This window comes from Variovorax sp., assembly GCF_965279555.1.
Lineage (GTDB): Bacteria > Pseudomonadota > Gammaproteobacteria > Burkholderiales > Burkholderiaceae_C > Variovorax.
Window position 1 is genome coordinate 4004610 of sequence record NZ_OZ257247.1, and the last position, 25387, is coordinate 4029996.

Annotated in this window: 21 protein-coding genes; 5 read left to right on the top strand and 16 right to left on the bottom strand. The window is 66.0% G+C overall.

Features of this window, described 5'->3' with window-relative positions:
* Positions 1 to 58: 58 nt before the first annotated feature.
* Together pgi and tal are read right to left on the bottom strand one after the other, a co-directional pair.
* Positions 59 to 1612 (bottom strand): glucose-6-phosphate isomerase, encoded by a 1554-nt coding sequence (gene pgi / locus ACQY8B_RS18940; RefSeq protein ID WP_422088112.1) that lies wholly within the window; start codon positions 1610 to 1612, stop codon positions 59 to 61.
* A gap of 2 nt (positions 1613 to 1614) precedes the next feature.
* The gene (tal, locus tag ACQY8B_RS18945) at positions 1615 to 2571 is read right to left on the bottom strand and encodes a transaldolase (protein WP_422088113.1); all 957 of its coding nucleotides are present in this window, start codon (positions 2569 to 2571) and stop codon (positions 1615 to 1617) included.
* A gap of 256 nt (positions 2572 to 2827) precedes the next feature.
* On the opposite strand from tal, the gene ACQY8B_RS18950 reads away from it, so the two are divergent.
* Complete coding sequence (locus tag ACQY8B_RS18950; RefSeq protein ID WP_422088114.1) at positions 2828 to 3496, top strand: lipocalin family protein; 669 nt, start codon at positions 2828 to 2830, stop codon at positions 3494 to 3496.
* Here the strand turns inward: ACQY8B_RS18950 and ACQY8B_RS18955 are convergent.
* Genes ACQY8B_RS18955 through ACQY8B_RS18970 form a run of 4 tightly spaced genes read right to left on the bottom strand, consistent with a single transcriptional unit; the run spans position 3442 to position 8450 of the window.
* A complete protein-coding gene (locus tag ACQY8B_RS18955; protein ID WP_422088115.1) occupies positions 3442 to 4104 on the bottom strand; it encodes an HAD family hydrolase in 663 nt (220 codons plus the stop codon). The two genes, ACQY8B_RS18950 and ACQY8B_RS18955, sit on opposite strands and share 55 nt — an antisense overlap.
* A gap of 12 nt (positions 4105 to 4116) precedes the next feature.
* On the bottom strand, positions 4117 to 5166 hold the full coding sequence (locus ACQY8B_RS18960; protein ID WP_422088116.1) for an ABC transporter ATP-binding protein: 1050 nt from the start codon (positions 5164 to 5166) through the stop codon (positions 4117 to 4119).
* Entirely contained in the window at positions 5163 to 7436 is a 2274-nt protein-coding gene (locus ACQY8B_RS18965; protein ID WP_422088117.1) for an ABC transporter permease, read from the bottom strand. Before ACQY8B_RS18965 ends, ACQY8B_RS18960 begins: the two co-directional genes overlap by 4 nt.
* Positions 7437 to 8450, bottom strand: a complete 1014-nt coding sequence (locus tag ACQY8B_RS18970; protein WP_422088118.1) for an ABC transporter substrate-binding protein — start codon at positions 8448 to 8450, stop codon at positions 7437 to 7439.
* A gap of 143 nt (positions 8451 to 8593) precedes the next feature.
* On the opposite strand from ACQY8B_RS18970, the gene zwf reads away from it, so the two are divergent.
* Entirely contained in the window at positions 8594 to 10066 is a 1473-nt protein-coding gene (gene zwf, locus ACQY8B_RS18975; RefSeq protein WP_422088119.1) for a glucose-6-phosphate dehydrogenase, read from the top strand.
* Between the two features lie 18 nt (positions 10067 to 10084).
* Here the strand turns inward: zwf and ygiD are convergent, their stop codons facing one another.
* The 8 genes from ygiD to ACQY8B_RS19015 form a co-directional block, all read right to left on the bottom strand.
* Entirely contained in the window at positions 10085 to 10993 is a 909-nt protein-coding gene (gene ygiD, locus ACQY8B_RS18980; RefSeq protein WP_422088120.1) for a 4,5-DOPA dioxygenase extradiol, read from the bottom strand.
* 75 nt (positions 10994 to 11068) lie between these two features.
* The gene (locus ACQY8B_RS18985; RefSeq protein ID WP_422088121.1) at positions 11069 to 12109 is read right to left on the bottom strand and encodes an ABC transporter ATP-binding protein; all 1041 of its coding nucleotides are present in this window, start codon (positions 12107 to 12109) and stop codon (positions 11069 to 11071) included.
* On the bottom strand, positions 12106 to 13176 hold the full coding sequence (locus ACQY8B_RS18990; protein WP_422088122.1) for an ABC transporter ATP-binding protein: 1071 nt from the start codon (positions 13174 to 13176) through the stop codon (positions 12106 to 12108). Before ACQY8B_RS18990 ends, ACQY8B_RS18985 begins: the two co-directional genes overlap by 4 nt.
* A 22-nt stretch (positions 13177 to 13198) precedes the next feature.
* The gene (locus ACQY8B_RS18995) at positions 13199 to 14110 is read right to left on the bottom strand and encodes an ABC transporter permease (RefSeq protein WP_422088123.1); all 912 of its coding nucleotides are present in this window, start codon (positions 14108 to 14110) and stop codon (positions 13199 to 13201) included.
* Between the two features lie 119 nt (positions 14111 to 14229).
* Positions 14230 to 15813 carry an ABC transporter substrate-binding protein gene (locus tag ACQY8B_RS19000; protein WP_422088124.1) on the bottom strand — a complete coding sequence of 528 codons (1584 nt, stop codon included), beginning with the start codon at positions 15811 to 15813 and terminating at the stop codon, positions 14230 to 14232.
* 31 nt (positions 15814 to 15844) lie between these two features.
* Complete coding sequence (locus ACQY8B_RS19005) at positions 15845 to 17116, bottom strand: M20 aminoacylase family protein (RefSeq protein ID WP_422088125.1); 1272 nt, start codon at positions 17114 to 17116, stop codon at positions 15845 to 15847.
* 1 nt (position 17117) lies between these two features.
* Positions 17118 to 18098 carry an ABC transporter permease gene (locus ACQY8B_RS19010; RefSeq protein ID WP_422088126.1) on the bottom strand — a complete coding sequence of 327 codons (981 nt, stop codon included), beginning with the start codon at positions 18096 to 18098 and terminating at the stop codon, positions 17118 to 17120.
* A gap of 183 nt (positions 18099 to 18281) precedes the next feature.
* The gene (locus ACQY8B_RS19015) at positions 18282 to 19553 is read right to left on the bottom strand and encodes a porin (protein WP_422088127.1); all 1272 of its coding nucleotides are present in this window, start codon (positions 19551 to 19553) and stop codon (positions 18282 to 18284) included.
* A gap of 281 nt (positions 19554 to 19834) precedes the next feature.
* On the opposite strand from ACQY8B_RS19015, the gene coq7 reads away from it, so the two are divergent.
* Positions 19835 to 20464 carry a 2-polyprenyl-3-methyl-6-methoxy-1,4-benzoquinone monooxygenase gene (gene coq7, locus ACQY8B_RS19020; protein WP_422088128.1) on the top strand — a complete coding sequence of 210 codons (630 nt, stop codon included), beginning with the start codon at positions 19835 to 19837 and terminating at the stop codon, positions 20462 to 20464.
* 16 nt (positions 20465 to 20480) lie between these two features.
* Here the strand turns inward: coq7 and ACQY8B_RS19025 are convergent, their stop codons facing one another.
* On the bottom strand, positions 20481 to 20930 hold the full coding sequence (locus ACQY8B_RS19025) for an OsmC family protein (protein ID WP_422088129.1): 450 nt from the start codon (positions 20928 to 20930) through the stop codon (positions 20481 to 20483).
* A 271-nt stretch (positions 20931 to 21201) separates the two neighbouring features.
* Between ACQY8B_RS19025 and ACQY8B_RS19030 the strand changes: the two genes are divergently transcribed.
* Positions 21202 to 22443: a porin gene (locus ACQY8B_RS19030; RefSeq protein ID WP_422089078.1), complete on the top strand. Its 1242-nt coding sequence runs from the start codon at positions 21202 to 21204 to the stop codon at positions 22441 to 22443.
* Positions 22444 to 22552: 109 nt separating this feature from the next.
* On the opposite strand, the gene ACQY8B_RS19035 is transcribed toward ACQY8B_RS19030, so the two are convergent.
* Positions 22553 to 23683 carry a hypothetical protein gene (locus tag ACQY8B_RS19035; protein ID WP_422088130.1) on the bottom strand — a complete coding sequence of 377 codons (1131 nt, stop codon included), beginning with the start codon at positions 23681 to 23683 and terminating at the stop codon, positions 22553 to 22555.
* Positions 23684 to 23745: 62 nt separating this feature from the next.
* On the opposite strand from ACQY8B_RS19035, the gene ilvA reads away from it, so the two are divergent.
* A complete protein-coding gene (gene ilvA, locus ACQY8B_RS19040; protein ID WP_422088131.1) occupies positions 23746 to 25338 on the top strand; it encodes a threonine ammonia-lyase, biosynthetic in 1593 nt (530 codons plus the stop codon).
* The last annotated feature ends 49 nt before the right edge of the window (positions 25339 to 25387 follow it).

A 25387-nucleotide genomic window follows, 5' to 3' on the forward strand; every position in this document is an offset into this window, starting at 1 on the left:
AAAACAGCCATCCGTTCGCAAACAAACGGCTTATCCAGTGCATTTTTCAGCGGTTGATTCAGCTACCGAGGCGCTTGAGGAGGCCGGCCGTGGAAGCGTCGAGCCCGGTGATGTCACCCGACGCAAGGCGCGGTTCGATGTCCCTGGCGAGCACCTTGCCCAGCTCCACGCCCCACTGGTCGAAGCTGTTGATGCCCCACAGCGCGCCGCTGGTGAACACGCGGTGCTCGTACATCGCGAGGAAGGCGCCCAGCGATTCGGGCGTGAGCTTCTCGAACACGAAGAAGGTGCTCGGCCGATTGCCCGGGAAGTTCTTGTGGCCGCCCTCGTCGAGCTTGCCGACCATCAGCGCCTGTGCCTGCGCGAGCGCGTTGGCCAGCAGCTTCGGGTGATGGCCTTCGAGGTCATGCGAGGCGTCGCGCACCGCCACGAATTCGAGCGGGATCACGTCCGTGCCCTGGTGCAGCATCTGGAAGTAGGCATGCTGGCCGTTGGTGCCCGGCTCGCCCCACAGCACCGGCGAAGTGCCGAAGGCCACGGGCTTGCCGTCTGCATCGACCTGCTTGCCGTTGCTTTCCATCTCGAGCTGCTGCAGGTAGGCCGGCACGCGCTTCAGCGCGCTGTGATACGGCGCGATGCTGCGGCTCGTGAACTTGTGGAAGTTGCGATACCAGACGTCGAGCAGGCCCAGGCGCGCCGGCAGATTGCGCTCGAGCGGCGCGGTGCGGAAGTGCTCGTCCATCGCATGCGCGCCCGCCAGCAGCCGGCGGAAACCGTCGGCACCGATGGCCAGCGCAATCGGCAGGCCGATGGCCGACCACAGCGAATAGCGCCCGCCCACCCAGTCCCAGAAGCCGAAGGTGGTGTCTATGCCGAACTTCTTTGCCGCTTCCACGTTGGTGGTGAGCGCCGCGAAGTGGCCAGCGATGTCGGTGCCGCCCGATTGCTCGTACCAGCGCTTGGCCGACTGCGCGTTGGTCATCGTCTCGGCCGTGGTGAAGGTCTTCGAGGCAATGAGGAACAGCGTGTGCTCGGGCGCCAGGCCCTTCAGCACGCCCGCCAGTTCATGGCCGTCGACGTTCGACACGAAGTGGAAGCGCTTGACCGGCGCGGCGAACTCGGCCAGCGCCAGTACCGCCATCTGCGGGCCGAGGTCGGAGCCGCCGATGCCGATGTTGACCACGTCGGTGATCGTATGGTCGGCACGCACCTTCTCGGCATAGGCCAGCATCGCGTCGAGCGTGGCGTGCACTTCGCGCAGCTCGTTCGCGGTCTTCGGGCCTGTAGGCGCATCGGCCGGTGCGCGCAGCAGCGTGTGCAGCACCGCGCGGTCTTCGGTGTTGTTGATGTGCTCGCCGGCGAACATGGCGTCGCGGTGCGCCTCGAGGCCGCATTCGCGGGCCAGCGCGAGCAGAAGCTCTTCGGTGCGCGCGTCGATCAGGTTCTTCGACAGGTCGGCGAAGACGTAGGGCGCCTCCTGGCTGAAGCGATCGAATCGGCCCGCGTCGTCGACGAAGGCGTGGCGCACGTCGAACTGGCGGCCAGCGATTTCGAAGGCGGACTGCAGCTGCGCCCAGGCCGGCGCACGGTCGCAGCGAAGTTGCATGGCCATGTTTACTTGCCGCTTTCCTGCATGAGCTTTTCGAGCTTCACGGCGTCGGCCGCGAAGGCGCGGATGCCTTCGGCGAGCTTCTCGGTGGCCATGGCATCTTCATTGAGCGCGAAGCGGAAACCGGCTTCGTCGTAGCTCACCTTCGGCGCGTCACCCTTGGCCGCGGCCTTGGCGTCGAGCGCGTGTTCGAGCGGCTCGTTGCTGGCGGCCAACTCGGCCAGCAGCTCGGGGCTGATGGTCAGCAGGTCGCAGCCGGCCAGCGCCTTGATCTGCCCGACGTTGCGGAAGCTCGCGCCCATCACTTCGGTCTTGATGCCGTGCTGCTTGTAGTAGTTGAAGATTTCGCGCACCGACTTCACGCCGGGGTCGTTCGCGCCGGCGCTGGCGGCCTCGTCCCACTTGGCGCCGGCCGACTTCTTGTACCAGTCGTAGATGCGGCCCACGAAGGGCGAGATGAGCTGCACGCCGGCGGCGCCGCAGGCCACGGCCTGCGCGAACGAGAACAGCAGCGTCAGGTTGGTGCGGATGCCCTTCTGCTCGAGCGCGCGCGCGGCCTCGATGCCTTCCCACGTGGAAGCCACCTTGATGAGCAGGCGCTTCTCGGTGTCGATGCCTTCGGCCTTGTAGAGCGCCACGATGCGCTCGCCACGGGCAATGGTCGCGGCGGTGTCGAAGGACAGGCGGGCGTCGACTTCGGTCGACACGCGGCCCGGAATGATGGAGAGGATTTCGGTGCCGAAGCGCACCAGCAGGCGGTCGATGACCTCGTCGAGCGGCTTGCCAGCGTGCTTCTTCACGGTCTCGTCGAGCAGCGGGCGGTATTCGGGCTTCTGCACGGCCTTGAGGATCAGCGACGGATTGGTGGTCGCGTCCTGCGGCTTGGAAACGCTGAGTTGCTTGAAGTCACCGGTGTCGGCGACAACGGTGGTCCACTGGCGGAGGGCATCGAGTTGGTTCATGAAATCATTATCCTGTGCGGGTTATGACAAGTCCTGCACGCAGTTGCGCGTTGGCCGATGTTTTCATGCGCACCGTAGCACGGGTTCCCGCGCGGCTCCATCAGCCTGATGCCCGTGGGGTTGTCCGATTCCTCGTGCGGCGCGTCCGGCCTCCTCGCCCTACAGCGGCTGTGGTCCGCGACTGACGGCCGGGCGCCCGCTCCCCACTTACCCTGAAGCGGATGCTGAACTTTTCCATCCTTTCCAGGAGTGCCCCATGACCCAACGCCCGCGCCCCACGGCGCCCGCCGTCCGACCCTTCGACGACCGCCGCACCAGCCATGCGATCGGCGCCATGGCCACGGCCTTCGTGGTGGGCGGCGTCGCGACCTGGCTGGCGCTGGGCGCGGCGCGCACCGCCCGCGCCCAGCCCGCCGGCCCGGCCGATGGCGCTCCGTTGATGCGCGCGCCGCTGCAGGTGGTGGCGCCGGTCGATTTGCAGCGCTATGCGGGCATGTGGCATGAGCAGGCCCGCCTGCCCAACCGCTTCCAGAAACAATGCGCGGGCCCCGTCACCGCCGAATACACGCCGCAGCCCGACGGCACCGTGCAGGTGCTCAACCGCTGCGTGCGGGAGGACGGCAATTTCGACGAAGCCATCGGCACCGCGCGCGTGGTGCCCGTTGCGGGCCAGCCCGGCGCGGGCCGCCTCGAAGTGCGCTTTGCCCCGGCATGGCTCAGCTGGCTGCCGCTGGTGTGGGGCGACTACTGGATCCTGAAGCTCGACCGCGAATACCAGGTGTCGCTGGTCGGCACGCCGGACCGGCAGTACCTGTGGGTGCTGTCGCGCGCGCCACGGCTCGATGCCGCGGTGCTGGAGGCCGAGCTCGACTACGCCCGCAGCCTGGGGTTCGACACCGACAAGGTCGTGTTGACCGGCAGGTAACGCTGCAGCTGCGACGGCAGCATGGCCGGCGAGGTGCAATGGATGGCGTGCCATCCGAAGGCACGCGCCATTTCCACGTTGGCGGCGGAGTCGTCGATGAACACCGTCTGCTCGGGGTCGAGGCCGTAGCGCATGGCCAGCACCTCGTAGATCTCGCGCTCAGGCTTGAGGAATTTCACGTCGCCCGAGAACACCCCGCCGTCGAAGCGCCGCATGAAAGCATGCCGGCGCTCGATGGCCCGGGCGTAGGGCGCGGGCATGTTCGACAGGTAGTACAGGCGCAGCGGCTGGCCGGCTTCGCGGTGTTCTATGAGCTGCTCGAGCATCCCGACCGTGACGCCGATGGGCTCCAGCCGCTCGCCCAGCCCCTGCAGCATGGCGTGCAGCGGCTCCGGCGGCAGTGCCAGCCGGGCCGACATGCGGGCGATGGCGTCATCCAGCGTGCGGGTGCCGCAATCGAAGCCGGTCCAGTCGTCGTGATGGAAAAGCGCCCGCCCCATCGCGGCCGCGGCGGCCTCGGTGGGTGCATGGGACGCCAGGTGAGTCTGTACCAGGCGGGTGGGCTCCCATGCGAACAGCACGGCGCCAAGATCGAAAACCACGTTCATGGCGCCATTGTTTCATGCGCCGGGCACCACGCTCACGCCATGGGCTCGGAGGGACAGCGTCGCCTGCGCGCCGGCGGCCAGCGGCCGGGACAAGTCGCTCGACACCACGAAGACCGGCCCCAGCGTCGTGTCGAAGCCATATTCGTAGAAGCTGCCCAGGTAGGCCGACTTGCGCAGCGTGGCCGGCAGGCCGTCTGCCGCGCCACTGGCGCCGATCTGCCAGGCCTCGGGCCGCACCGCCACCTTCACCGTGCCGGGCGCCACCGCGTAGCGCGGCTGCAGGCGCAGCGGGCCCAGCGCCACGCTGCCGTCGGCCTGCGCCGTGGCGGGAAACACCATCGCCTCGCCCATGAAGGCGGCGACGAACTCGCTTTCGGGGCGGCCGTAGAGCTGCTCGGGCGTGCCGCGCTGGGCGATCACGCCGTGGTCCATGACGATGATCTGGTCGCTCACGGCCAGCGCCTCGCTCTGGTCATGCGTGACGTAGGCCACCGTGAGCTTCAGCCGCTGCTGCAGGGTGCGGATTTCCTCGCGCATCTCGCGCCGCAAGCGGGCGTCGAGGTTGGACAACGGCTCGTCGAACAGCAGCACCGCCGGCTCCAGCACCAGCGCGCGCGCCAGCGCCACGCGCTGCTGCTGGCCGCCCGAAAGCTCGCTGGGCAGGCGCTCGTCGAAACCGACCAGGCCCACGCCGCGCAGCGCCTCGCGCGCCCGCGACGTGGCCTCGTCCTTCTTCACGCCGCTCATGCGCAGGCCGTAGCCCACGTTCTCGATCACGTTCATGTGCGGGAACAGCGCATAGCTCTGGAACATCATGCTGACGTTGCGCTCTGCCGGGCCCAGCGTGGTCACGTCGCGCCCGCCCATGAAGATCGAGCCCGAGGTGGGCGATTCGAGCCCCGCGATCATGCGCAGCGTGGTCGTCTTGCCGCAGCCCGAGGGGCCGAGGATGGTGGTGAGCGTGCCCACGGGCACCTCGAAGCTGATGCCCTTGACGGCCAGCGGCGCGTTCTTGTCGGTGCCGTAGCGCTTGGTGACGTTGCGGAATTCGATGCCGTTCATGGTGCCAAGCTTTCCATTTTGTGATGCCCCTGGTGTCCGGGCGTCGCCCCGCGTCTGCCCAGCTTGCGCTCCCCCACCACCCACTGCACCAGCGCAATCGCCAGCGACATCAGGATCATGAGCACCGTGCAGTAAGCCAGCGCAATGCCGTAGTCGCCGTTGCCGACGCGGCCGATGATGTAGGTGGTGGCCAGTTCGTTCTCGGCCGTGACCAGGAAGATCACCGCGCTCACCGTGGTCATGGCGCGCACGAAGCTGTAGACCAGCGCGGCCACCAGGGCAGGCTTGAGCAGCGGCAGCACTACCTTGAAGAGCGTCTGCGAGGTCGATGCGCGCAGCATCAGCGAGGCTTCGTCGAGCGAGCGGTCGAGCTGCTTGAATGCCGCCGTGCCGGCGCGCACGCCCACCGGCAAATTGCGGAACATGAAGCACAGCACGATGATCAGCCCCGTGCCCGTGAGCTCGAAGGGCGGCACGTTGAAGGCCAGGATGTAGCTCACGCCCAGCACCGTGCCCGGAATCGCGAAGGCCAGCAGCGCGCCAAACTCGAAGAGCCCCTGCCCCTTGAACTCGTTGCGCGCCAGCAGCCAGGCGATGAGCAGGCCCAGCGCGGCGGTGATCGGCGCCGAGATGCCCGCGAGCTTGAGCGTGGTGATCAGCGAGTTCCACGCCGTGCCCGCCCACACCAGCCCGAACTGCCCCCACTCCAGCGCGAAGGCGCTCTTGAAGTGGTTCAGCGTGAAGCTGTAGTCGCGCCCCCAGGTCTGCACGAAGCCGCCCGCGAAGGCGAACAGGTAGACCACCGCGGTGAACGCGATCCACGGCATGGCGATGCAGTAGATGGTGCGGCGCACGCCGTCGGGCAGCGCCATCGCGATGCCGGCGTCGCCCTTGCCGCTCACGGTGGTGTAGTTCTGCTTGCCCAGCAGGCCGCGCTGCAGCGCGAACACGCCGAGCGCGAACAGCGTGAGCACCCAGGCCAGCGACGCGGCGCGGCCTTGGTCGTACTGCGCGCCGACGATGGCAAAGAAGATGTCGGTCGACAGCACCGAGAACTGCCCGCCCACCACCACCGGGTTGCCGAAGTCGGCAATGCTCTCGATGAAACCCACGAGGAATGCATTGGCCAGCCCGGGCTTCAGCAGCGGCAGCGTGATGGTGAAGAAGGTGCGGCGGCGGTCGGCGCGCAGCATCTGCGCCGCCTCTTCCAGGCTGGGCGCGATGCCCTGCACCACGCCGCGCATGATCATGAAGGCGATGGGCGTGAAGGCGAACAGCTGCGCCACCAGCACGCCCGGCATGCCGTAGAACCAGCGCGTGGGCTCGATGCCGAACACGCTCTCCAGCACCTGGTTGACGATGCCGGCGCGGCCGAACAGCAGGATGAGCCCGAGCCCCACCACGAACGGCGGCGTGATGATCGGCAGCAGCGCCAGCACCCGCAGCGCGCCCTGCCCGCGCTTGCTGCCGCGCTCGGCCATCAGCGCCATCAGCGTGCCCAGGAAGGTGGTGCCGGCGGCCGTGAGCAGCGCCAGCACCAGCGTGTTCCAGGCCACGCCGCAGCGCACGCCGCCGCTCAGGCACCCCAGGCCCCAGATGCGCTCGGTGAACACGCGGGCGACGAAGGCCGTGATCGACCACTGCCCGTCTTCATTGAAGAAAGCACCCGACAGCGCCTTGCTCACCGGGTAGGCGATGAACAACGCCATCAGCACGCCGCAGCCGACGACGGCAGCGGACACGAACAGGTCTCCCTTGAACAGGCCCAGCCGCGCGATGCCGAAGGCCATCAGCAGCACCAGCGCGGTGAGCGCCACGAAGCCGCCCGCGCCGATGCCGAACTGGTTGACCGCCAGCTCGCCGAACTGCGCATTGAGCGCGGCAAAGCTCCAGCCGCGCGCACCGATGGTGAAGCCCGCCACCGCCAGCCCGAGCGCGCCTGTCAGCCCGCCCGCCAGCAGCCAGCGCCCTTGTGCCTTGCCGGCCGGCAGCCATGCACCCACGGCGCACAGCAGCAGCCCCGCCAGACCGATGAAGAGCCAGCCGCGCCCCTGCGTGGCCGCCTGCATCAGTCCGTTGGCGCCCTCCGCCTGGCTGAACACCTGCGGAACGGCTTCGTACCAGGTCGAATCCTGGATCGCATACCAGGGCAGCAGCAAATAGGCCGCCAGGCCCAGCGCGACCCAAACCCGGATCCAGCGCTGCGAACGCCGGGCGGCGGCCAGGGACGCCGGGTTGACCGGCGCGCCTTCGATAGCGCGCGCTTCCACTTAGCGGGGCAGCGAATTGACGTCTTTTTCCCAGCGCGCGATCAGGCGGCGGCGCTCGGCGCTGGCACCGTACTTGGCGTAGTCGTAGTTGATGAACTTGATCTTCTTGAAGTCGGGAATGCGCGGGTCGAGCTTGGCGTTCACGTTGCTCGGCAGCTGGAACTGCTTGTTGGCGGCGCCCAGTTCCTGCGCGGCGGGCGTCAGCGCCCATTCGTAGAACTTCTTGGCGGCGTCGAGGTTGCGCGCGCCCTTGATGATGCTCATGGAGCCGATCTCGGCGCCGGTGCCGTCGCTCGGCGTGATGGTCTCGACCGGGAAGCCCTGCATCTTCTCGCCCGGGCCGTCATGCACGAAGCTGACGGAGATGGCGGTTTCGCCGCGCGCAACCGCCTTGATCGGGCCGGTGCCCGAGCGGGTGTACTGGCCCACGTTCCTGTGCAGCGTCTTCAGATAGTCGAAGGCCTTGTCCTCGCCCATCATCTGCACCAGCGTGGCGATCATGGTGTAGGCGGTGCCGCTCGACGCGGGGTTGGCCACCTGGATGTCGCCCTTGTACTCGGGCTTGAGCAGGTCGGCCCAGGTCTTGGGCACGGGCAGCTTCTTCTTGGCCAGCAGCTCGGGGTTGTAGCCGAAGCCCAGCGGGCCCGAGTAGATGCCCACGGTCTTGTAGCCCGACTGCCTGGCCTGCTGCTGGGCCCAGGGGTGCAGCTGCGACAGCGTGGGCGACTTGTATTCGAGCGTCAGGCCCTGTTCGGCCGCCTGCAGGTGCGGGTCGCCGGTGCCGCCGAACCAGACGTCGGTCTTGGGGTTGTCCTTCTCGGCGATCAGCTGGGCCAGCGCCTCGCCGGAGCCCTTGAGCGCCATGTTGATGCGCACGCCGGTGGTACGCGCGTAGACGGTGGAAATCACGTTGCACCACTCGGCCTGCACCGAGCAGATGACGTTGACGGTCTGGGCCGACGCGGCGGCCGACAGACCCAGCAGCGCGGCTGCGGTAAAAAGCTTGTTCTTCATTCGGAATCTCCACCTCGGCATAAAAAAATGGCCTTGCGGCCATCGTGCAGCGTAGCTTTAGTACAGGTCTCGTGAATCGGTACAAGTACCATCGCGACTGGCACATCGGCCTGCTCGGCACTCAGACAAAGGAAAGTTTTCTCATGAGCTTCGATCTCGTTCTGTTCGGCGGTACTGGCGATCTCGCGTGGCGCAAGCTCATGCCCGCGCTGTTCCAGGCATTCCGGCACGGCAGCCTGCCGCAAGACGGGCGAATCATCGGGGTGGCTCGGGACGATCACTCCGACGACCAGTACCGCGAGCTCATCCAGTCGCGCTTCAATGCGGTCGAAGGCGCCAAGCGGCCCTCGCCGGACGAGTTCAAGAAGTTCGCGTCGATGCTGCACTACCTGCGCATGGACCTGTCCAGGACGGAAGACTACGCGCGCCTCTCGGAACTGCTCAAGCAACGCGACGCCGACACGGTGGTGATGTACGTGGCCACCGCGCCCGCGCTCTTCACGCAGGTGGTCGAGCAGATCGCCGCCGCCGGCATGAACGGCCCCAGGACGCGCATCGTGCTGGAAAAGCCGCTGGGCCACGACCTCGCGTCCAACCGCGCCATCAACGCGGCCGTGGGCAAGGTGCTCCAGGAAAATCAGGTCTTCCGCATCGACCACTACCTGGGCAAGCCCTCGGTGCAGAACCTGTTTGCCATGCGCTTCGGCAACGCGCTGTTCGAGCCCATCTGGCGCCGCGAGCACATCGCCAACATCCAGATCACCATCGCCGAGGACCTGGGCGTGGAAAAGCGCGGCGCCTTCTACGACCAGACCGGCGCGCTGCGCGACATGGTGCAGAACCACGCGCTGCAGCTGCTGTGCGCCATCGGCATGGAGCCGCCGATCAACTCGCACGCCGACGCCATTCGCGACGAAAAGCTCAAGGTGCTGCGCGCGCTCAAGCCCTGGACGCCCGAAAGCCTGAGCCTGCACGCGGTGCGCGGCCAGTACACGGCCGGCACGGCCTACGGCGAGCGGGTGCAAGGCTACCGCGACGAGCCGGGCGTGAACCCCGACAGCCGCACCGAGACCTTCGTGGCGCTGCGCACCGAAATCGCCAACTGGCGCTGGGCCGGCGTGCCCTTCTACATCCGCACCGGCAAGCGGCTGGCCTCGCGCGACGCGCGCATCGAGGTCAACTTCCGGCCCACGCCGCACGCCATCTATCGCGCGCCGGCCGGCAACGTGAACAAGTTCGTCATCAACCTGCAGCCCAAGGACGGGCTGGAGCTGCACATGCTCGCGCAGGCCCAGGACAACCGCCAGCGCACCAACGGCAACCAGAGCTCGGCCAACCAGCTGGCGCCGGTACAGCTCGACCTGGATTTCGACAAGCGCTTCGGCGCCGAGCGCGTGGGTGCCTACGAGCGCCTGTTGCTCGACGTGATCGACGGCCGGCTCAACCTGTTCGTGCGCAGCGACGAGCAGGAAGAGGCGTGGCGCTGGGTCGAGCCGCTGATCGACAGTTGGGAATCGGACGGCGGCCCGCGCCCCTATGCGGCCGGCACCTGGGGCCCGAGCGCGTCGAGCGCGATGATCGCGCGCGACGGCTTTGCCTGGGGCGAGGAGCAGTAACGCCCGCTCGGGCCGCGCTCAACCGAACTGCAGGCAACGCATGCTGAGCGTGCCCGACTGGAACCCCTCGTAGACCGTCTTCGCGCGCTCGCCGCTGCCGGCGGCGCCGAGGGCGTAAAGGAAGGGGTAGTAATGGTCGGGCGTGGCCACCGCGGTCGACGCGCCTTCCAGCTTCGCGTAGTCGACCAGCGCGCGGTCGTCGCGGCCGGCCAGCGCGGACTTCACCGCATCGTCGAAAGACTGCGCCCAGGGGCGGCTGGCGCTGTGGCCGTCCGGCGTTCCGCGATCGGTGGCGCGCAGGTTGTGCACCACGTTGCCGCTGCCCATCACCAGCACGCCCTTGTCGCGCAGCGCGGCCAGGTCCCGCCCCACCGCGTAGTGGAAGGCTGCCGGCTTGTCGTAGTCGATGCTGAGCTGGAACACGGGCACGTCGGCCTTCGGGTACAGATGCTTCAGCACTGTCCAGGTGCCGTGGTCCAGGCCCCACTGGTCGGTGCCGATCACCGGCGCCTGCTTCACCGCGCCTACGGTTTCCCGCGCGAGCGCCGGGTGGCCGGGCGCGGGGTATTCGACATCGAACAGCGCCTGCGGGAAGCCGCCGAAGTCGTGGATGGTCTTTGGCCGCTCCTGCATGCCGACGCCTGTGGCGCCCCGGCTCAGCCAGTGCGCCGACACGCTGAGGATGGCCGACGGCCGCGGCAGCTCCCGCCCCCATGCCGACAGGCGCCGCGTGAAGGCGTTGTCGGTGATCGCATTCATGGGTGAGCCATGGCCGATGAAGACGACCGGCATGCGCCGCGTGGCTGCGCCGGCGGCCTGCACGCTGCAGGCCAGGGAAGCCAGTACCGCGGTTGCACCGAGGGCGGTGCCCATGAGGAAGCCGCGGCGACCCAGTTCGGAGGTTGCAAGAGTGGTCGTCATTGGCATGGGGGCACTCTGCAACGGTTTTCGGCGCAAGGCGGTGCCTTTGCGCACACTTTTCGAAGATCGGCGGGCGCCGCGCTAGATGCGCCCCTCTTCTACCGCGTGGCACGCCACCTGCACGCCCTTGATGCCCAGCAGCTTCGGCCGTTCCGCCGAGCAGCGCGCATTGGCATGCGGGCAGCGCGGATGGAAGGCGCAGCCCGTGGGCGGGTTCAGCGGGTTCGGCACTTCGCCCTGCACCGGCGTGCGCGAGCGGCCGGTGTGCTTCATCTGCGGAATGGCGTCGAGCAGCATGCGCGTGTACGGATGCTGCGGCGCGGCAAACAACTTCTGCTTGTCGGCCACCTCGACCAGCCGGCCCAGGTACATCACGCCGACCTGGTCTGCCACGTGGCGCACCACCGCGAGGTTGTGCGAGATGAAGAGGTAGGTCAGGCCCTGCTCGCGCTGCAGGTCCTTCATGATGTTGAGCACCTGCGCCTGCACGCTCACGTCGAGCGCCGAGGTGGGCTCGTCGCACACCAGGAACTCGGGCTGCGTGGCGAGCGCGCGGGCAATGGAAATGCGCTGGCGCTGGCCGCCCGAGAACTGGTGCGGGTACTTGCTCATGTCCAGCGGCGAGAGGCCGACCGACTTGAGCAGTTCGCCCACGCGCTCCCGCAGCGCGGCCTTGTCGCTGATGATGCCGTGCTCGCGCAGCGGCTCGCCGATGATGTCTTCCACGATCCAGCGCGGGTTCAGGCTCGCGTAGGGGTCCTGGAAGATCATCTGGATGCGGCGGCGCAGCTTGCGGCCTTCGGGAGTCTTGAACGCGGCATGCGCGTCCTGCCCGTCGAACTGCAGGCCGCCGCGCGTGGGTGCATAGAGGCCCACCAGCAGGCGCGCAACCGTGCTCTTGCCGCAGCCCGACTCGCCCACCAGCGCCAGCGTCTTGCCGCGCTCGATGGAGAAGCTCACGCCGTCCACCGCATGCAGCAGCACGCGCGGCTTGCGTTCGAGCACGCGGTTGAGCCAGGGCGGCGAAACGTCGAAGGTGCGGGCCAGGTCGTGCGCCACCACCAGCGGTTCGCCGGCTGCGGCGGGTGCGTTGCCGCGGGGTTCGATCACTGCTGCGCTCATCGCGTCACCTCGCTCAGGGGTTCGGCCGCCTCGGGCGTGGCGCGTTCGCCGGCCGCCAGTGCGTCGTGGTGCTTGGCGGCCAGTTCGGCCTGGCCGGTGTGCGGGTCGGTGGCGTCGTGCAGCCAGCAGGCCGCGCGGGTGGCGCCGGCATGCATGAGTTCCGGCCGCTCGGTCAGGCAACGGGCAAAGGTGCGCGGGCAGCGCGGGTTGTAGGCGCAGCCCGTCGGAATGGCATTGAGCCGGGGCATGGCGCCGTCGATCTGGTTGAGCCGCTCGCGGTCGCTCGTCATGTCGGGAATCGAGGCCATCAGGCCCGAGGTGTAGGGGTGCGCGGGCTGGTGGATCACCTCGTGCACCGGGCCGATCTCGGCGATGCGCCCGGCATACATCACGGCCACGCGGTCGCAGGTCTCGGCGATCACGCCCATGTCGTGCGTAATCAGCATCACGGCCGCGCCGCGCTCCTTGCAGATGCGCTTGAGCAGCTGAATGATCTGCGCCTGGATCGACACGTCCAGCGCGGTGGTCGGCTCGTCTGCCACGATGAGCTTGGGCTCGGCGGCCAGCGCCAGCGCGATCACCACGCGCTGCCGCATGCCGCCTGAAAACTGGTGCGGAAAGTGGTCGATGCGCTGCTCGGCGGCGGGAATGCCGGTGTCCTGCAGCAGGCCGATGGCGCGCTTGCGGGCCTCGGCGTCGGTCACCGGCAAGTGCGCGCGGATGGTCTCGACCAGCTGCCGGCCCACGGTGTAGAGCGGATTCAGCGAGGTCAGCGGGTCCTGGAAGATCGCGCCGATCTTGCGCCCGCGAATGGGCCGCATCGCATCGAAACCGAGGTTGTCGATGCGCTGGCCCTCAAGGCGGATTTCACCGCCGGCCACGCGGCCCGGCGCCTCGAGCAGGCCGATGATGGCCGCGCCCGTGAGCGACTTGCCGGCGCCCGATTCGCCCACCACGCCGAGGATTTCCCCGGGCGCGATGTCGAAGGAAATCCGGTCGAGCGCGCGCAGCGTGCCTCGGCGGTGCGGAAACTCGACGACGAGGTCTTTGACCTGGAGCAGCGTCATGGTGGCGTTCTCCTACTTGTCTTCAGCGCAGGCGTGGATTGAGCGCATCGCGCAGCCAGTCGCCCAGCAGGTTCACGCTGAGCGCGATCAGCACCAGCATCAGGCCCGGAAACACCGTGATCCACCATTCGCCCGAGAACAGGTACTGGTTGCCGATGCTGATGAGCGTGCCCAGCGACGGCGAGGTGGGCGGCACGCCGACACCCAGGAACGACAGCGTGGCCTCGGTGATGATGGCCGTGGCCACCTGGATCGTGGCCAGCACCATCACCGGCCCCATCACGTTGGGCAGCACGTGGCGCAGCATGATGCGCAGCGGCGCCACGCCGGTGACGCGCGCGGCCTGCACGTATTCCTTGTTGCGCTCCACCAGCGTGGAGCCGCGCACCGTGCGCGCGTACTGCACCCAGCCGGTCAGCGAGATGGAAATGATCAACACGCCGAAGGCCAGCGACTCCTGCGCGTTGGGAAAGAGCGCACGGCCGACACCGGCAATGAGCAGCGCCACCAGGATGGGCGGAAACGACAGCATCACGTCGCATACGCGCATGAGGAACGAATCGAGCCAGCCGCCGAAGAATCCGGCAGCCAGGCCCAGCACCACGCCCACCACGACCGACAGCACCACCGACACGAGGCCGACGATCAGCGAGATGCGCGCGCCATAGATGACGGCCGAGAGAATGTCGCGCCCCTGGTCGTCGGTGCCCAGCAGGTACTTGGACGAGCCTTCGGCGCTCCAGGCGGGCGGCAGCCGCGCGTCACCGAGTTCGAGGGCGGCCAGGTCGAAGGGGTTGTGCGGCGACACCCAGCCGGCGAACACCGCGCAAACGACGCAGACCAGCGCGATGATCGCCGCGGCGATGGCCACCGGCGATGTGCGAAAGCTGTAGCCGACATCGCTGTCGAGCCAACGGGCAAGTGTTTTTTTCATCGTGAAGCAAATCCGCGTAAGGCCGCCGCCGGGCCGCCCCTGGGCGGCCGTGCCACCCCCTGGGGGGGTGGCGAATTACACGCAGCGCAGCGGAGTGAAAAGCCGGGGGACAGGCATCCTTACGGCTTGATGCTCATCCACTTGAAGTACATGAAGTTGTCGGCCAGCTGCACCAGCTCTACCTTCTTGCTCACGCCCCAGGCCAGCGACTGCTGGTGCAGCGGCAGATGGCCGATGTCGTCGGAGTGGATCTTGAAGGCTTCCTTGATCAGCTCGTTGCGCTTGGCCTTGTCGGTCTCCGACTGGATCTGCTTGGTCAGCTCGTCCAGCTTGGGATTGCAGTAGGCGCCCAGGTTGAACTGGCCGGTGCCCTTGTCGTCGGGGCAGGAGGTGAGCGAGCTCAGCGCGTTGTGCGAGTCGTAGGTGGTCGGGGTCCAGCCCAGCATGTAGAAGCTGGTGTCGCGGCGCAGCACCTTCGGGAAGTAGGTGCCCTTGGTCTCGGCCACGAGGTTGATCTTGACGCCGATCTTCGCGAGGTTGGACGCCACGCTCTGGCAGATCTGGCCGTCGTTCACGTAGCGGTCGTTCGGGCAGTTGAGCGACACCTCGAAGCCGTTCGGGTAGCCGGCTTCGGTCAGCAGCTTCTTGGCGGCCTCCACGTCGTAGGGCAGGCGCTTGTCCTGCTCGGCAGTCCAGCCGTTGATGCCGGGGCCGACCAGCAGGCCGGTGGGCCTGGAGGCGCCGCGCATAACGGTGCGCTGGATGCCGACGATGTCGATGGCCTGGTAGAAAGCCTGGCGAACGCGCTTGTCCTTGAACGGGTTCTTGCCCTTGATGTTCGAGTACTGCAGTTCGTCGCGCTTCTGGTCCATGCCCAGGAAGATGGTGCGCATCTCGGGGCCGGTGATGACACGGGCGTTGGGCGCCGCGTTGATGCGGGCGATGTCCTGCACGGGCACCGGCTCCATCACGTCGACTTCGCCGGAGACCAGCGCGGCCACGCGGGTGGCGGGGTTGGCGATGGGCGTGAAGATGATCTCCTGCGCGTTGCCGTCGATCTTGCCCCAGTAGGTGCCGTTGCGCGTGAACACGGTGCGCACGTTGGGCTGGCGTTCGCGCACGCGGAACGGGCCGGTGCCGTTGGCCTTGAACGAGGCGGTGTTCTCGATGCCCTTGCGGCGGTCGACCGGCTTGGTGGCCTGGTTTTCCTCGCACCATTTCTTGCTCATGATCATCGTCAGCGAGATCACGTCGGGCAGGATGGGGAACGGCCCGTTGGTCTCGATCTCGACCGCGAGGTCGCCGACCTTGCGCACGGCCTTGATGTCGCTCAGCGTGGCGCGCATGTCGGAGCCGTCGCCCTGGGCGCGCGCGAAGCTGAACACCACGTCGTCGGCGGTGAACGGCGTGCCGTCGTGGAACACCACGCCCTTGCGCAGTTCGAAGCGCCAGACGTTCGGCGAAGTCTGCTTCCAGCTGGTGGCCAGCAGCGGTGCAAGGCTCAGGTCCTTGTTGCGGCCCACGAGGGTTTCATAGACGTTGGCGGTGACGCTCAACTGCAGCGATTCGTTGAGCGAGTGCGGGTCCAGCGATAGCGCGTCCCCCTGGTTCGCGATGCGGATGGTCTGCGCGCCGGCGACCATGCTGACGGCGCTCAGGGCGCACAAAACGGCGGCCGCGGCCACATTCTTCTTGAAACTCATGGGAACACTCCTCGGGTTGGAATCAAACACATCACGACGCCGCGGTGGCGGCGGCTTTCCCTGGCTGCGCGCCGCGGGTGGCGGCAAGCGGCATGCCCTGCTCGACCAGGCCCGCGTGCAACGCGGCGCCCAGCGGCAGGATCTCGTCATTGAAGTCGTAGCGGCTGTTGTGCAGGAAGGCGCCGTCGCGCACGTCCTGGCCGATGCGCAGATAGGCGCCGGCCTTCTTCTGCAGCATGAAGGAGAAGTCTTCGGCGCCCATGCTGGGCTCCATGCTGCGGTCGACGTTCTTCGCGCCGACCAGCGACTCGGCCACGTCGGCCGCGAACATGGCCTCGGGCGCGGTGTTGATGGTGGCGGGGTAGATGCGCTCGTACTTGATGGTGGCGGTGGCGCCGAAGCCCGACGCGATGGCCGCGCACAGCTCGTTCAGCCGCTGCTCCACCTGCGCCTGCACCCGCGCGCTGAAGGTGCGCACGGTGCCGACCAGCGTGGCCTCGCCGGGCACCACGCTCATCGCGCCGAGATCGCCGGCCTGCATCGCGCAGATGCTGATGACGGCAGCGTCGATCGGGCGTACGTTGCGCGAGACGATGGTCTGGGCGGCGGTGATGATGTGCGCCGCGACCACGACCGGGTCGACCGTCAGGTAGGCATGCGCGCCGTGGCCGCCCTTGCCCTTGATGCTGATCGTGATGCGGTCGGCCGCGGCCATCATCGCGCCGCGGTTGATGCCGACGGTGCCGGCCGGCATGGCGGGCCAGTTGTGCATCGCATACACGGCGTTCACGGGGAAGCGCTCGAACAGGCCGTCCTCGATCATCACGCGCGCGCCGGCGAAGCCCTCTTCGCCCGGCTGGAAAATCAGCACGGCGGTGCCGTCGAAGTCGCGCGTCTCGGCAAGGTAGCGCGCGGCGCCGACCAGCATGGCGGTGTGGCCGTCGTGGCCGCAGCCGTGCATCAGGCCGTCGCTGGCGGAGCGCCAGCCGAAGTCGTTGTCCTCGCGCATGGGCAGCGCGTCCATGTCGGCGCGCAGGCCGATCATCCGGCCGCTGGCCGTCGAGCGCCCGCGAATGACGCCGACCACGCCGGTCTTGCCGATGCCCTCGTGGATCTCGTCGACGCCGCAGGCACGCAGGGCCTCGCGCACGCGGCCGGAGGTGTAGACCTCTTCGAAGCCGAGCTCGGGGTGAGCGTGCAGGTCGCGGCGGAAGGCCGTGATCTCGGGGTAGAAGCTGGCGATGTGCGCGAATGCGCGGCCGGATGCCTTCAGGCGCGGCGCCTCTGCTGTCGCTGCCGTCATGTCAGTGCCCTCCCGCCTTGCCGACGCGCAACCGCGGATCGACCACGAAATACAGCAGGTCGACCACGAGGTTGATCACCACGAAAATCAAGGCAATGAGGCACAGGTAGGCGGCCATCACCGGAATGTCGGCGAAGGTCACGGCCTGGATGAAGAGCAGGCCCATGCCGGGCCACTGGAACACCGACTCGGTGATGATCGCGAAGGCGATGAGCCCGCCCAGCTGCAGGCCGGTGATGGTCATCACGGGCACCAGCGTGTTCTTGAGCGCATGGCCGAAATGGATCGCGCGGTTCGACAGGCCGCGTGCGCGCGCGAACTTGATGTAGTCGGTGCGCAGCACCTCGAGCATTTCGGCGCGCACCAACCGCATGATGAGCGTGAGCTGGAAGATCGCCAGCGTCACCGCCGGCAGCACGATGTGCTGCCAGCCGTCGACGCTGAAGAGACCGCTGCTCCACCAGCCGAACTTGACGGTCTCGCCGCGGCCGAAGCTCGGGAACCAGCCCAGCGTCACGGCAAAGACGAGGATCAGCAGGATGCCGATCAGGAAGGTGGGCAGCGACACGCCGAGCAGCGACACCGTCATGAAGAACTGGCTCAGAAAGGTGCCCCGGCGCAGTGCGGTGTAGACGCCCATCGGAATGCCGATGAACAGCGCCAGCACGGCAGCCACGAGCGCCAGTTCGAGCGTGGCCGGAAAGCGCTCGCCAATCAGGCGCGACACCTTCGCGCCCTGGCGCAGGCTCAACCCGAACTCGCCTTGCGCGGCATTGACGAGGAAGTGCCAGAACTGCACGAAGAAGGGCTGGTCGAGCCCCAATGCGGCGCGCAATTCACGGATCTGGTCAGGTTTCGCGTCCTGCCCCAGAAGGAACACGACGGGGTCCCCGACATATTGGAATAAGAGGAAGGCGATGAACGCGACCGCGATCATCACGATCACGGCCTGGATCAGGCGGCGCAGTACAAAGGCAATCATTCATCAAGCAAAGTGAACGGGCATGCTAGCAGTGCAAGGTGCGTGCCCGCACGGTGGTTCCCCGGGGGTGCGGGGCGTGATTTCTCGAGGACCGGATAAAAATCACAGACGAAAAAAAGCCACTCGACTTTCGCCGAGTGGCTTCTGGCTTTTCATTCGAAGCTGGCTTACGCCAGCGTCAAATTAGAAAGCGTGACGGATACCGAAGTCGTAGCCGGTGGAGCTCTTCGGGGTGAAGGTCGTGCCAGCAGCGTAGAAAGCGGGGCCGCCAACGGTCAGGCTAGAACCGTTCTTGTTGCTGATGCGAGCGATCGTTGCGTACAGAGCCGTGCGCTTCGACAGGTTGTGCACGTAGCCGATTGCCAGCTTGTTAGCCTTCGGGTCCAGATTGTTAGCCGGGTTGAAGTAGTCGAACGGCTGGTTGGTGTCGTACTTGACATGCGAGTACGCGGCACGGATCAGGCCAGCGCCGACCGGCACGGTCACGCCGAGCAGGTAGCCGGTCAGATCGATGTCAGGACGGCCGCCCAGCAGAGGCGTGACTTCGTAGTCGTTCTTGTTCTTGATCTTCGACACTTCACCGAAGAGCTTCACGGGACCGAAGTCGTACGAAGCGCCGAGGTTCAGCGTGTTGACCTTGGTGGTAACGCCAGCGAAGTACTGGTCACCCACGGTGCTGCTGCCATAAGCCAGCGCCACGTCCAGAGGACCGTTGGCGTAGCCGAAGCGACCGCCGACGTAACGGCCAGCGCGCGAGTTGTTAGCCGCGTTAGGCGTGAAGACGCCGTTGTCGTACTTGGTTTGCTCGCTGAAACCGTACATCACTTGGCCGTAGAAACCACCCAGGTTCGGCGGCAGGAAGTAGCCGACGGTGTTGCTGGCGCGGGTCGTGTTGTTGCCAGACACGTTCGGGATGCGGGCCACGCCAGGCGTTGCCGCTGCGGTCGGCGCGAAATTGCCGAACGCGTTAGCAGCCGTGAAGATCAGGTTCGTGCCAACGCCGTTGGTGCCGAACGGATCGAACACGGTGTCGTTCCAGAACGTGGGGGTGTAGTCACGACCCAGACGCAGTTCACCGAAACCACCCGACAGGCTCACGGTCGAACGACGAGCGAACGTCGAAACACCGGTTTGGCCGTCGTCATTGGTGATCGGAGCTTCGAGCCAGAAGCTGGCTGCCAGGCCACCGCCGAGGTCTTCCGTACCACGGAAGCCGATACGGCTGGAGTTGTAGCCCGAGTTAGCCAGTTGCGTGCTGCTGGTCTTGACCGAACCTTGGTTCAGGTACGTCGGAATGCCGAATTGGTTGGGGAACACGGTCGCACGGTTGTCGCGCGCGGTGGCCGAATAGCCGCTGATCGACGCGTCGACCACACCGAACAGGGTGACAGACGACTGGGCCGAGGCAACACCGGCAACAGCCAGGGCAGCCAGAGCAACTAGAGATTTTTTCATTGCAAGTTTCTCCAAGGTTAAACATAGGGCTCCGGTGCGAAGGGCTCACCGTGACTGGCACATTTGTGCTCCCACCGGACCCCGGGCCAACCTCCTTTTGGGAAGTTGATGCTATTGCACCAGAGCCGCTGCGGCAGGGCAAAACAAATCGCCCGAAATGTTGGCTGGTCCGCGCGTTTCGTTGCAGTCCTGCAACAAAGGTCTTAGGGCGGCTTCACTCCACTATATGAAATGCAACGCCCGTTCGATCCGGGGTTTCCCGTGTGCGGTCAAATAGGGGTATGACTGCTCTGTTTGACCCCGTTCTGACCGCGGCGGACGCGGCATTGCGCACCCTGTTTGCCCGTCCCCACGCAACCCGGGTGCTGCCTGCGCCCTCCCAGGCACCGGGCGAAATGAGCGAGACGGAGCGCCGCGAAGCCGGCGCCTTGATGCGCGTGAACCATGTCGGTGAAGTCTGCGCGCAGGCGCTTTACACGGCCCAGGCCGCCGTGGCACGTGATCCCGCCCTGCGCGCGCACTTCATTGAAGCCGCGCATGAGGAAACGGATCACCTGGCCTGGACACGGCAGCGCCTCGATGACCTGGGGGCACGGCCTTCCCTGCTGAATCCGATCTGGTATGCCGGGGCGTTCAGCCTCGGCCTTGTCGCGGGGCGCCTTGGCGACCCATTGAGCCTTGGCTTTGTCGCGGAGACGGAGCGCCAGGTGGAAGCCCACCTGGACAGCCACCTGGACCGACTTCCGCCCGCGGACAGCGCTTCCAGGGCCGTGGTCGAGCAGATGAAGCTGGACGAAGCGCGCCACGCCGCGCAAGCCGTCGATGCCGGTGCCGCAGAGTTGCCCGCCCCTGCCAAGGCGTTGATGCGCATGGCATCGCGCGTGATGACCACGCTGGCGCACCGCATCTGAAGGCGACCGCCCCGCTTCAGGTCTCGATCAGGTCGAAGCTGGTCGTGATTTCAGCGGTCTTCGCCAGCATGATGCTGGCCGAGCAGTAGGTTTCGTGGCTCAGCGCGATCGCACGCTCCACGGCAGAGGCCGGGATGCCCTTGCCGGCCACGGTGAAGTGCATGTGGATCTTGGTGAAGACCTTGGGATCTTTTTCAGCACGCTCGCTGGTGAGCTTGACGCTGCAGCGCTCGACGCGATGACGCCCGCGCTTGAGGATCAACACCACGTCGTAGGCGGTGCAGCCGCCCGTGCCGGCCAGCACGGTTTCCATGGGCCTGGCTGCCAGGTTCTGGCCACCGTTCTCGGGTTTTGCGGCGTCAGGGGCGCCATCCATCATCAGAACGTGGCCGCTGCCTGTCTCGGCCACGAAGCCCATGGCCGACCTGGTACCCGAGTCGCCGGTCCAACTTACTGTGCATTCCATGAATTTTTGGGTTTCCAGTGAGGGATGTCGGGCAAAAATGCACGGCGACACCCGTTTATGTGTGGGAAAAGCATCACCCGCTTGTTGCATCGCAACAAAGAGCCGATATACTTTATTTCATTGCGCAAACGTATGCGCACCCAGTTGTCTCCTCCACCCTTCCAATTGGTGGATTTAGCCCCGAGCTGCAAAGCTCGGGGCTTTTTTCTTTCCGGGCCACCCCAGCGCCCCCTGAGGCCACTCTAGTTTTCGCGCCGAAAGGGCAGTTGCTCTGGCTGCCCTGGCTGTCGCCGGTGTTGCCTCGGCCCAGTCGTCCGTCACCCTGTTCGGTGTGGTCGACGCGTCTATCAGCGGCTATTCGAACAGTTCGCGTGACCTGAAGCCCACCGTTCTGAACAACAACTTCGGCGCTCCCACCTACACGAATCGGGGCAGCGTCAAGGTCAGCCGCACGGCTCTGGCCAACTCTGGCTACAACACCAGTCGCCTCGGCTTCCGTGGTACGGAAGACCTCGGTGGTGGCCTGGCTGCCAGCTTCTGGCTCGAAGCTCCGATCTCCAACGACGACGGCGCCACTGGCGTTTCGACTTTCTCGCGTCGCTCGACCGCGAGCCTGTCGGGCGGTTTCGGCGAAATCCGCCTGGGTCGTGACTACACCCCCACGTTCTGGAACGACAACGTGTTCGACCCGTTCGGCAACAACGGCGTGGGCTCCAATCTGATCAACACGGCCAACGGCTACAACGTCACCACGGGCGGCGCCAAGGACACTGGCGGCTTCGGCGGCAACCAGAACTACTCTCGCGCCAGCAACTCGATCGGCTACTTCCTCCCGCCTAACCTCGGTGGTTTCTACGGCCAAGTGATGTACGCGTTCCACGAGAACGACAAGTACAGCGGCGGCCAATTCACCCCGGCGGACAGCGCCACCTCGAAGAGCCGCGCCGGCCGTTACATCGGTGGTCGCATCGGCTACGCCAACGGCCCTCTGGACGTGGCAATGGCCTATGGCAACAGCACGGTCGGCGATCAGTTCTACGCCGGCACCACCGACTCGGTGAAGACCTTCAACCTGGGCGCCTCGTACGACTTCGGCCCGGCGAAGCTGTTCGGCGAGCTGTCACGTGCCAAGAACTCGCGCGATTACGCAATCACGCCAATCACAGGTGCGCGTCCCGACGTCGACCTGACCGGCTACATGATCGGCGTGACCGTGCCCGTCGGCGCCGGCCTGATCCGCGCGTCCTACTCGGCCGTCAAGTACGACCGCAACCTGCCGTTCGATTACTTCAACCCCGCCAACAACCTCGACCCGAAGGCGAACAAGCTGGCGATCGGCTACGTGCACAACCTGTCGAAGCGCACCGCCCTATACGCAACGGTCGCTCGCGTGAGCAACAAGAACGGTGCCGCCCTGACCGTTGGCGGCCCTGGCTTCTACAAGGTTACGGATCGCGTGTTCACGCCGAAGACCTCGACGGGCTACGACTTCGGCATCCGTCACGCTTTCTGATCTTCTCGGTCTGATCCCGATGCTGGCTCCTGCCAGTTCGAGTCAACAGCAAAGCCTCAAGTCGCCCGGCTCACGCCGGGCGGCTTTTTGTCCTGTCTCTCCCGCTTCTTCAGCTGCCCCGGCTACGCCGGCTTTGCAGCAGCCCCACATTCATTTCTCCGCTCAATACCGATGCGTAGAAACGCTCGACCATGTTGACGCTCGTGCGTGCGTTGCGCGCCAAGGTCAGCATGTCGATCCCTTGCCCGTACAAGAGCCGCAACGTGATCGCGGTGTGGCGCAAGCAGTACAGCGTCCTCGACTGACCCAACGGCCCCTTCTCGAGGCCGGCCTTTTCGAGCACCCAGTGAAAGAAGAAGTTGAGTACCGCCAGCGCATGCTCGCGGTTCTTCAACTGCGGCATGAAGATGTAGTCTTCCGCGCCGCCGTATCCATGCTCGCCGCGATAGGCGAGCAAGCATTCATACACGCGCACCGCAGGACGCAGGCTCACGATGGGCTGGCTGTGCCGCTTGGTCTCCGGCAAGTTCATCCGCAGATAGACATGCTTGCCGCGCACGACCTCGATGTGCTTGTGCTTCATGAGCTTGATGTCGCTCGGACGCACGAAGGTGTTGACCATCCAGCGAATCAGCCAAGGCAACTCGTCCGGCATCGCAAGCAACTCGCGCGCAATCCAGAAACGTTCGCCGGCTGCAAGCTGCTCGAGCACCGGATGCGAGTGCCCGCGCAAGCTGCGCGCGGTTTCGATGATCGTCCGGTACTCCGCCACGCTGAAGCTCCCGCGTGGCTGGCTGCGCACCTTGACCTTCGGAAAAGGAGGCGCGTCGCGAAGCACGCCGATGTGCACGCCGTGCATGACCACCTTGCGCAGCAATACGAGGTACTGGGCGATCGTCGTACTGGTGAAGCCCTGCTCTCCGAGGTGATCGATCAAACGTTGCGCGTCCGCAGTTGCAAACGACTGCGCAGATACATCACCCAGCAGCGGAACGATGTGCGCGCGCAATCTGTTGCCCATCACCTGCCATGTGGCACGCCCAATTTCTTTTCGTTGAACGCGTGCGGCCTCCGCCTGCATCAGCCCTTTTGAAAGATCACTGACAGAAATTGATAACAGATTTTGCTCAATCGTAAATTGATTGGCGGTGGTATGAATCGCGGGATAGGTGCGTCCAAAAAATCCCGAATCATTTGCGGCAGGGGCTTTGTTGAAGAGGTTTATGACATTTGTGTCCATGTCATATCCCGCATGCAATCCCGATGCCTCTTATCATCAACAGTTAACAACCGAAAACTCCCTTGGAAAAAATCGTGCGCAATGCACCTGTTACTCCGGCGCTGACGCCCGCCGACTATCTCAGAAAAATACTTAACGCCCGGGTCTACGACGTCGCAGTCGAGTCCGCGCTAGAGAAGGCACGTGCGCTCAGCGAGCGACTCGGCAACACAGTGCTGCTCAAGCGCGAAGACCAGCAGCCGGTCTTCAGCTTCAAGCTGCGCGGCGCCTATAACAAGATGGCGCATCTGAGCGCGGCGCAATTGGCGAGCGGCGTGATTTGCGCATCGGCCGGCAATCACGCACAAGGCGTCGCATTGGGCGCGCGCAAGCTCGGTACGCGCGCCGTCATCGTCATGCCGGTGACGACACCCAAATTGAAGATCGATGCAGTGCGCGGTTTCGGCGGTGAAATCGTCTTGCATGGCGACAGCTATTCGGACGCGTATCTGCACGCGCTCGAACTGCAGGCTCAACAAAACCTCACCTTCGTTCATCCGTTCGACGACCCCGACGTCATTGCAGGCCAGGGCACGATCGCAATGGAAATCCTGCGCCAGCACCAGGGGCCGCTCGATGCGGTGTTCGTCGCGATCGGCGGTGGCGGACTGATCTCGGGCGTGGCCAACTACATCAAGGCCGTGCGCCCCGAGATCAAGGTGATCGGCGTGCAGATGAACGACTCCGACGCGATGATGCAATCGGTCGCGGCACACCGGCGCGTGAATCTGCCGGACGTCGGCCTGTTCTCCGACGGCACGGCCGTCAAGCTCGTTGGCGAGGAGACCTTCCGCATCGCCAACGAACTCGTCGACGACTACATCGCCGTCGATACCGACGCAGTGTGCGCAGCCATCAAGGACATCTTCGTCGACACGCGCAGCATCGTCGAACCCGCGGGCGCGCTCGCGGTGGCCGCGATCAAGGAATACGCGGCCAAACACGGGCGCCAGGGCGAGACCTACGCGGCCATCCTCTGCGGCGCCAACATGAACTTCGACCGGCTGCGCTTCGTGGCCGAGCGTGCCGAGGTCGGCGAAGAACGCGAGGCGCTTTTCGCCGTCACGATCCCCGAAGAGCGCGGCAGCTTCCGCCGCTTCTGCGAGCTGATCAGCGAAATACCAGCCAGCGATGCCGAAGGCGGCGGCGCGCCGCGCAACGTGACGGAGTTCAACTACCGCATCAGCGATGCCGCCAAGGCGCATGTGTTCGTCGGCCTCACTACCTCGGCGCGCGGCGAGTCGGCCACCATCGCACAAACCTTCAATGACCACGGCTTCGACTCGCTCGATCTCACGCACGACGAACTCGCGAAAGAGCATCTGCGGCACCTGGTCGGCGGACGCACGGGCCTCGCGCACGACGAGCGCCTGCTGCGCTTCGTGTTCCCGGAACGGCCCGGCGCGCTGCTCAAGTTCCTGAGCCTGATGCGGCCGAACTGGAACATCAGCCTGTTCCACTACCGCAACCAGGGCGCCGACTACGGCCGCATCCTCGTCGGGCTGCAAGTGCCGGCTGGCGAGTCCACGGAGTTCACGGCTTTCCTCGAAACGCTGGGCTATCCCTACGTCGAGGAAACGGCAAACCCCGCATACCGGCTCTTCCTGCAAGCCTGAGCGGAAGACGGAAAAACGAAAGCCGGCGCAAGACCGGCTTGATTCGTCG

What these genes read in the sequence shown, in the direction of transcription:
- pgi (WP_422088112.1), bottom strand. Translation starts at nt 1,612, where the DNA reads ATGGCCATGCAACTTCGCTGCGACCGTGCGCCGGCCTGGGCGCAGCTG.
- tal (WP_422088113.1), bottom strand. Translation starts at nt 2,571, where the DNA reads ATGAACCAACTCGATGCCCTCCGCCAGTGGACCACCGTTGTCGCCGAC.
- ACQY8B_RS18950 (WP_422088114.1), top strand. Translation starts at nt 2,828, where the DNA reads ATGACCCAACGCCCGCGCCCCACGGCGCCCGCCGTCCGACCCTTCGAC.
- ACQY8B_RS18955 (WP_422088115.1), bottom strand. Translation starts at nt 4,104, where the DNA reads ATGAACGTGGTTTTCGATCTTGGCGCCGTGCTGTTCGCATGGGAGCCC.
- ACQY8B_RS18960 (WP_422088116.1), bottom strand. Translation starts at nt 5,166, where the DNA reads ATGAACGGCATCGAATTCCGCAACGTCACCAAGCGCTACGGCACCGAC.
- ACQY8B_RS18970 (WP_422088118.1), bottom strand. Translation starts at nt 8,450, where the DNA reads ATGAAGAACAAGCTTTTTACCGCAGCCGCGCTGCTGGGTCTGTCGGCC.
- zwf (WP_422088119.1), top strand. Translation starts at nt 8,594, where the DNA reads ATGAGCTTCGATCTCGTTCTGTTCGGCGGTACTGGCGATCTCGCGTGG.
- ygiD (WP_422088120.1), bottom strand. Translation starts at nt 10,993, where the DNA reads ATGCCAATGACGACCACTCTTGCAACCTCCGAACTGGGTCGCCGCGGC.
- ACQY8B_RS18985 (WP_422088121.1), bottom strand. Translation starts at nt 12,109, where the DNA reads ATGAGCGCAGCAGTGATCGAACCCCGCGGCAACGCACCCGCCGCAGCC.
- ACQY8B_RS18990 (WP_422088122.1), bottom strand. Translation starts at nt 13,176, where the DNA reads ATGACGCTGCTCCAGGTCAAAGACCTCGTCGTCGAGTTTCCGCACCGC.
- ACQY8B_RS18995 (WP_422088123.1), bottom strand. Translation starts at nt 14,110, where the DNA reads ATGAAAAAAACACTTGCCCGTTGGCTCGACAGCGATGTCGGCTACAGC.
- ACQY8B_RS19000 (WP_422088124.1), bottom strand. Translation starts at nt 15,813, where the DNA reads ATGAGTTTCAAGAAGAATGTGGCCGCGGCCGCCGTTTTGTGCGCCCTG.
- ACQY8B_RS19005 (WP_422088125.1), bottom strand. Translation starts at nt 17,116, where the DNA reads ATGACGGCAGCGACAGCAGAGGCGCCGCGCCTGAAGGCATCCGGCCGC.
- ACQY8B_RS19010 (WP_422088126.1), bottom strand. Translation starts at nt 18,098, where the DNA reads ATGATTGCCTTTGTACTGCGCCGCCTGATCCAGGCCGTGATCGTGATG.
- ACQY8B_RS19015 (WP_422088127.1), bottom strand. Translation starts at nt 19,553, where the DNA reads ATGAAAAAATCTCTAGTTGCTCTGGCTGCCCTGGCTGTTGCCGGTGTT.
- coq7 (WP_422088128.1), top strand. Translation starts at nt 19,835, where the DNA reads ATGACTGCTCTGTTTGACCCCGTTCTGACCGCGGCGGACGCGGCATTG.
- ACQY8B_RS19025 (WP_422088129.1), bottom strand. Translation starts at nt 20,930, where the DNA reads ATGGAATGCACAGTAAGTTGGACCGGCGACTCGGGTACCAGGTCGGCC.
- ACQY8B_RS19035 (WP_422088130.1), bottom strand. Translation starts at nt 23,683, where the DNA reads ATGGACACAAATGTCATAAACCTCTTCAACAAAGCCCCTGCCGCAAAT.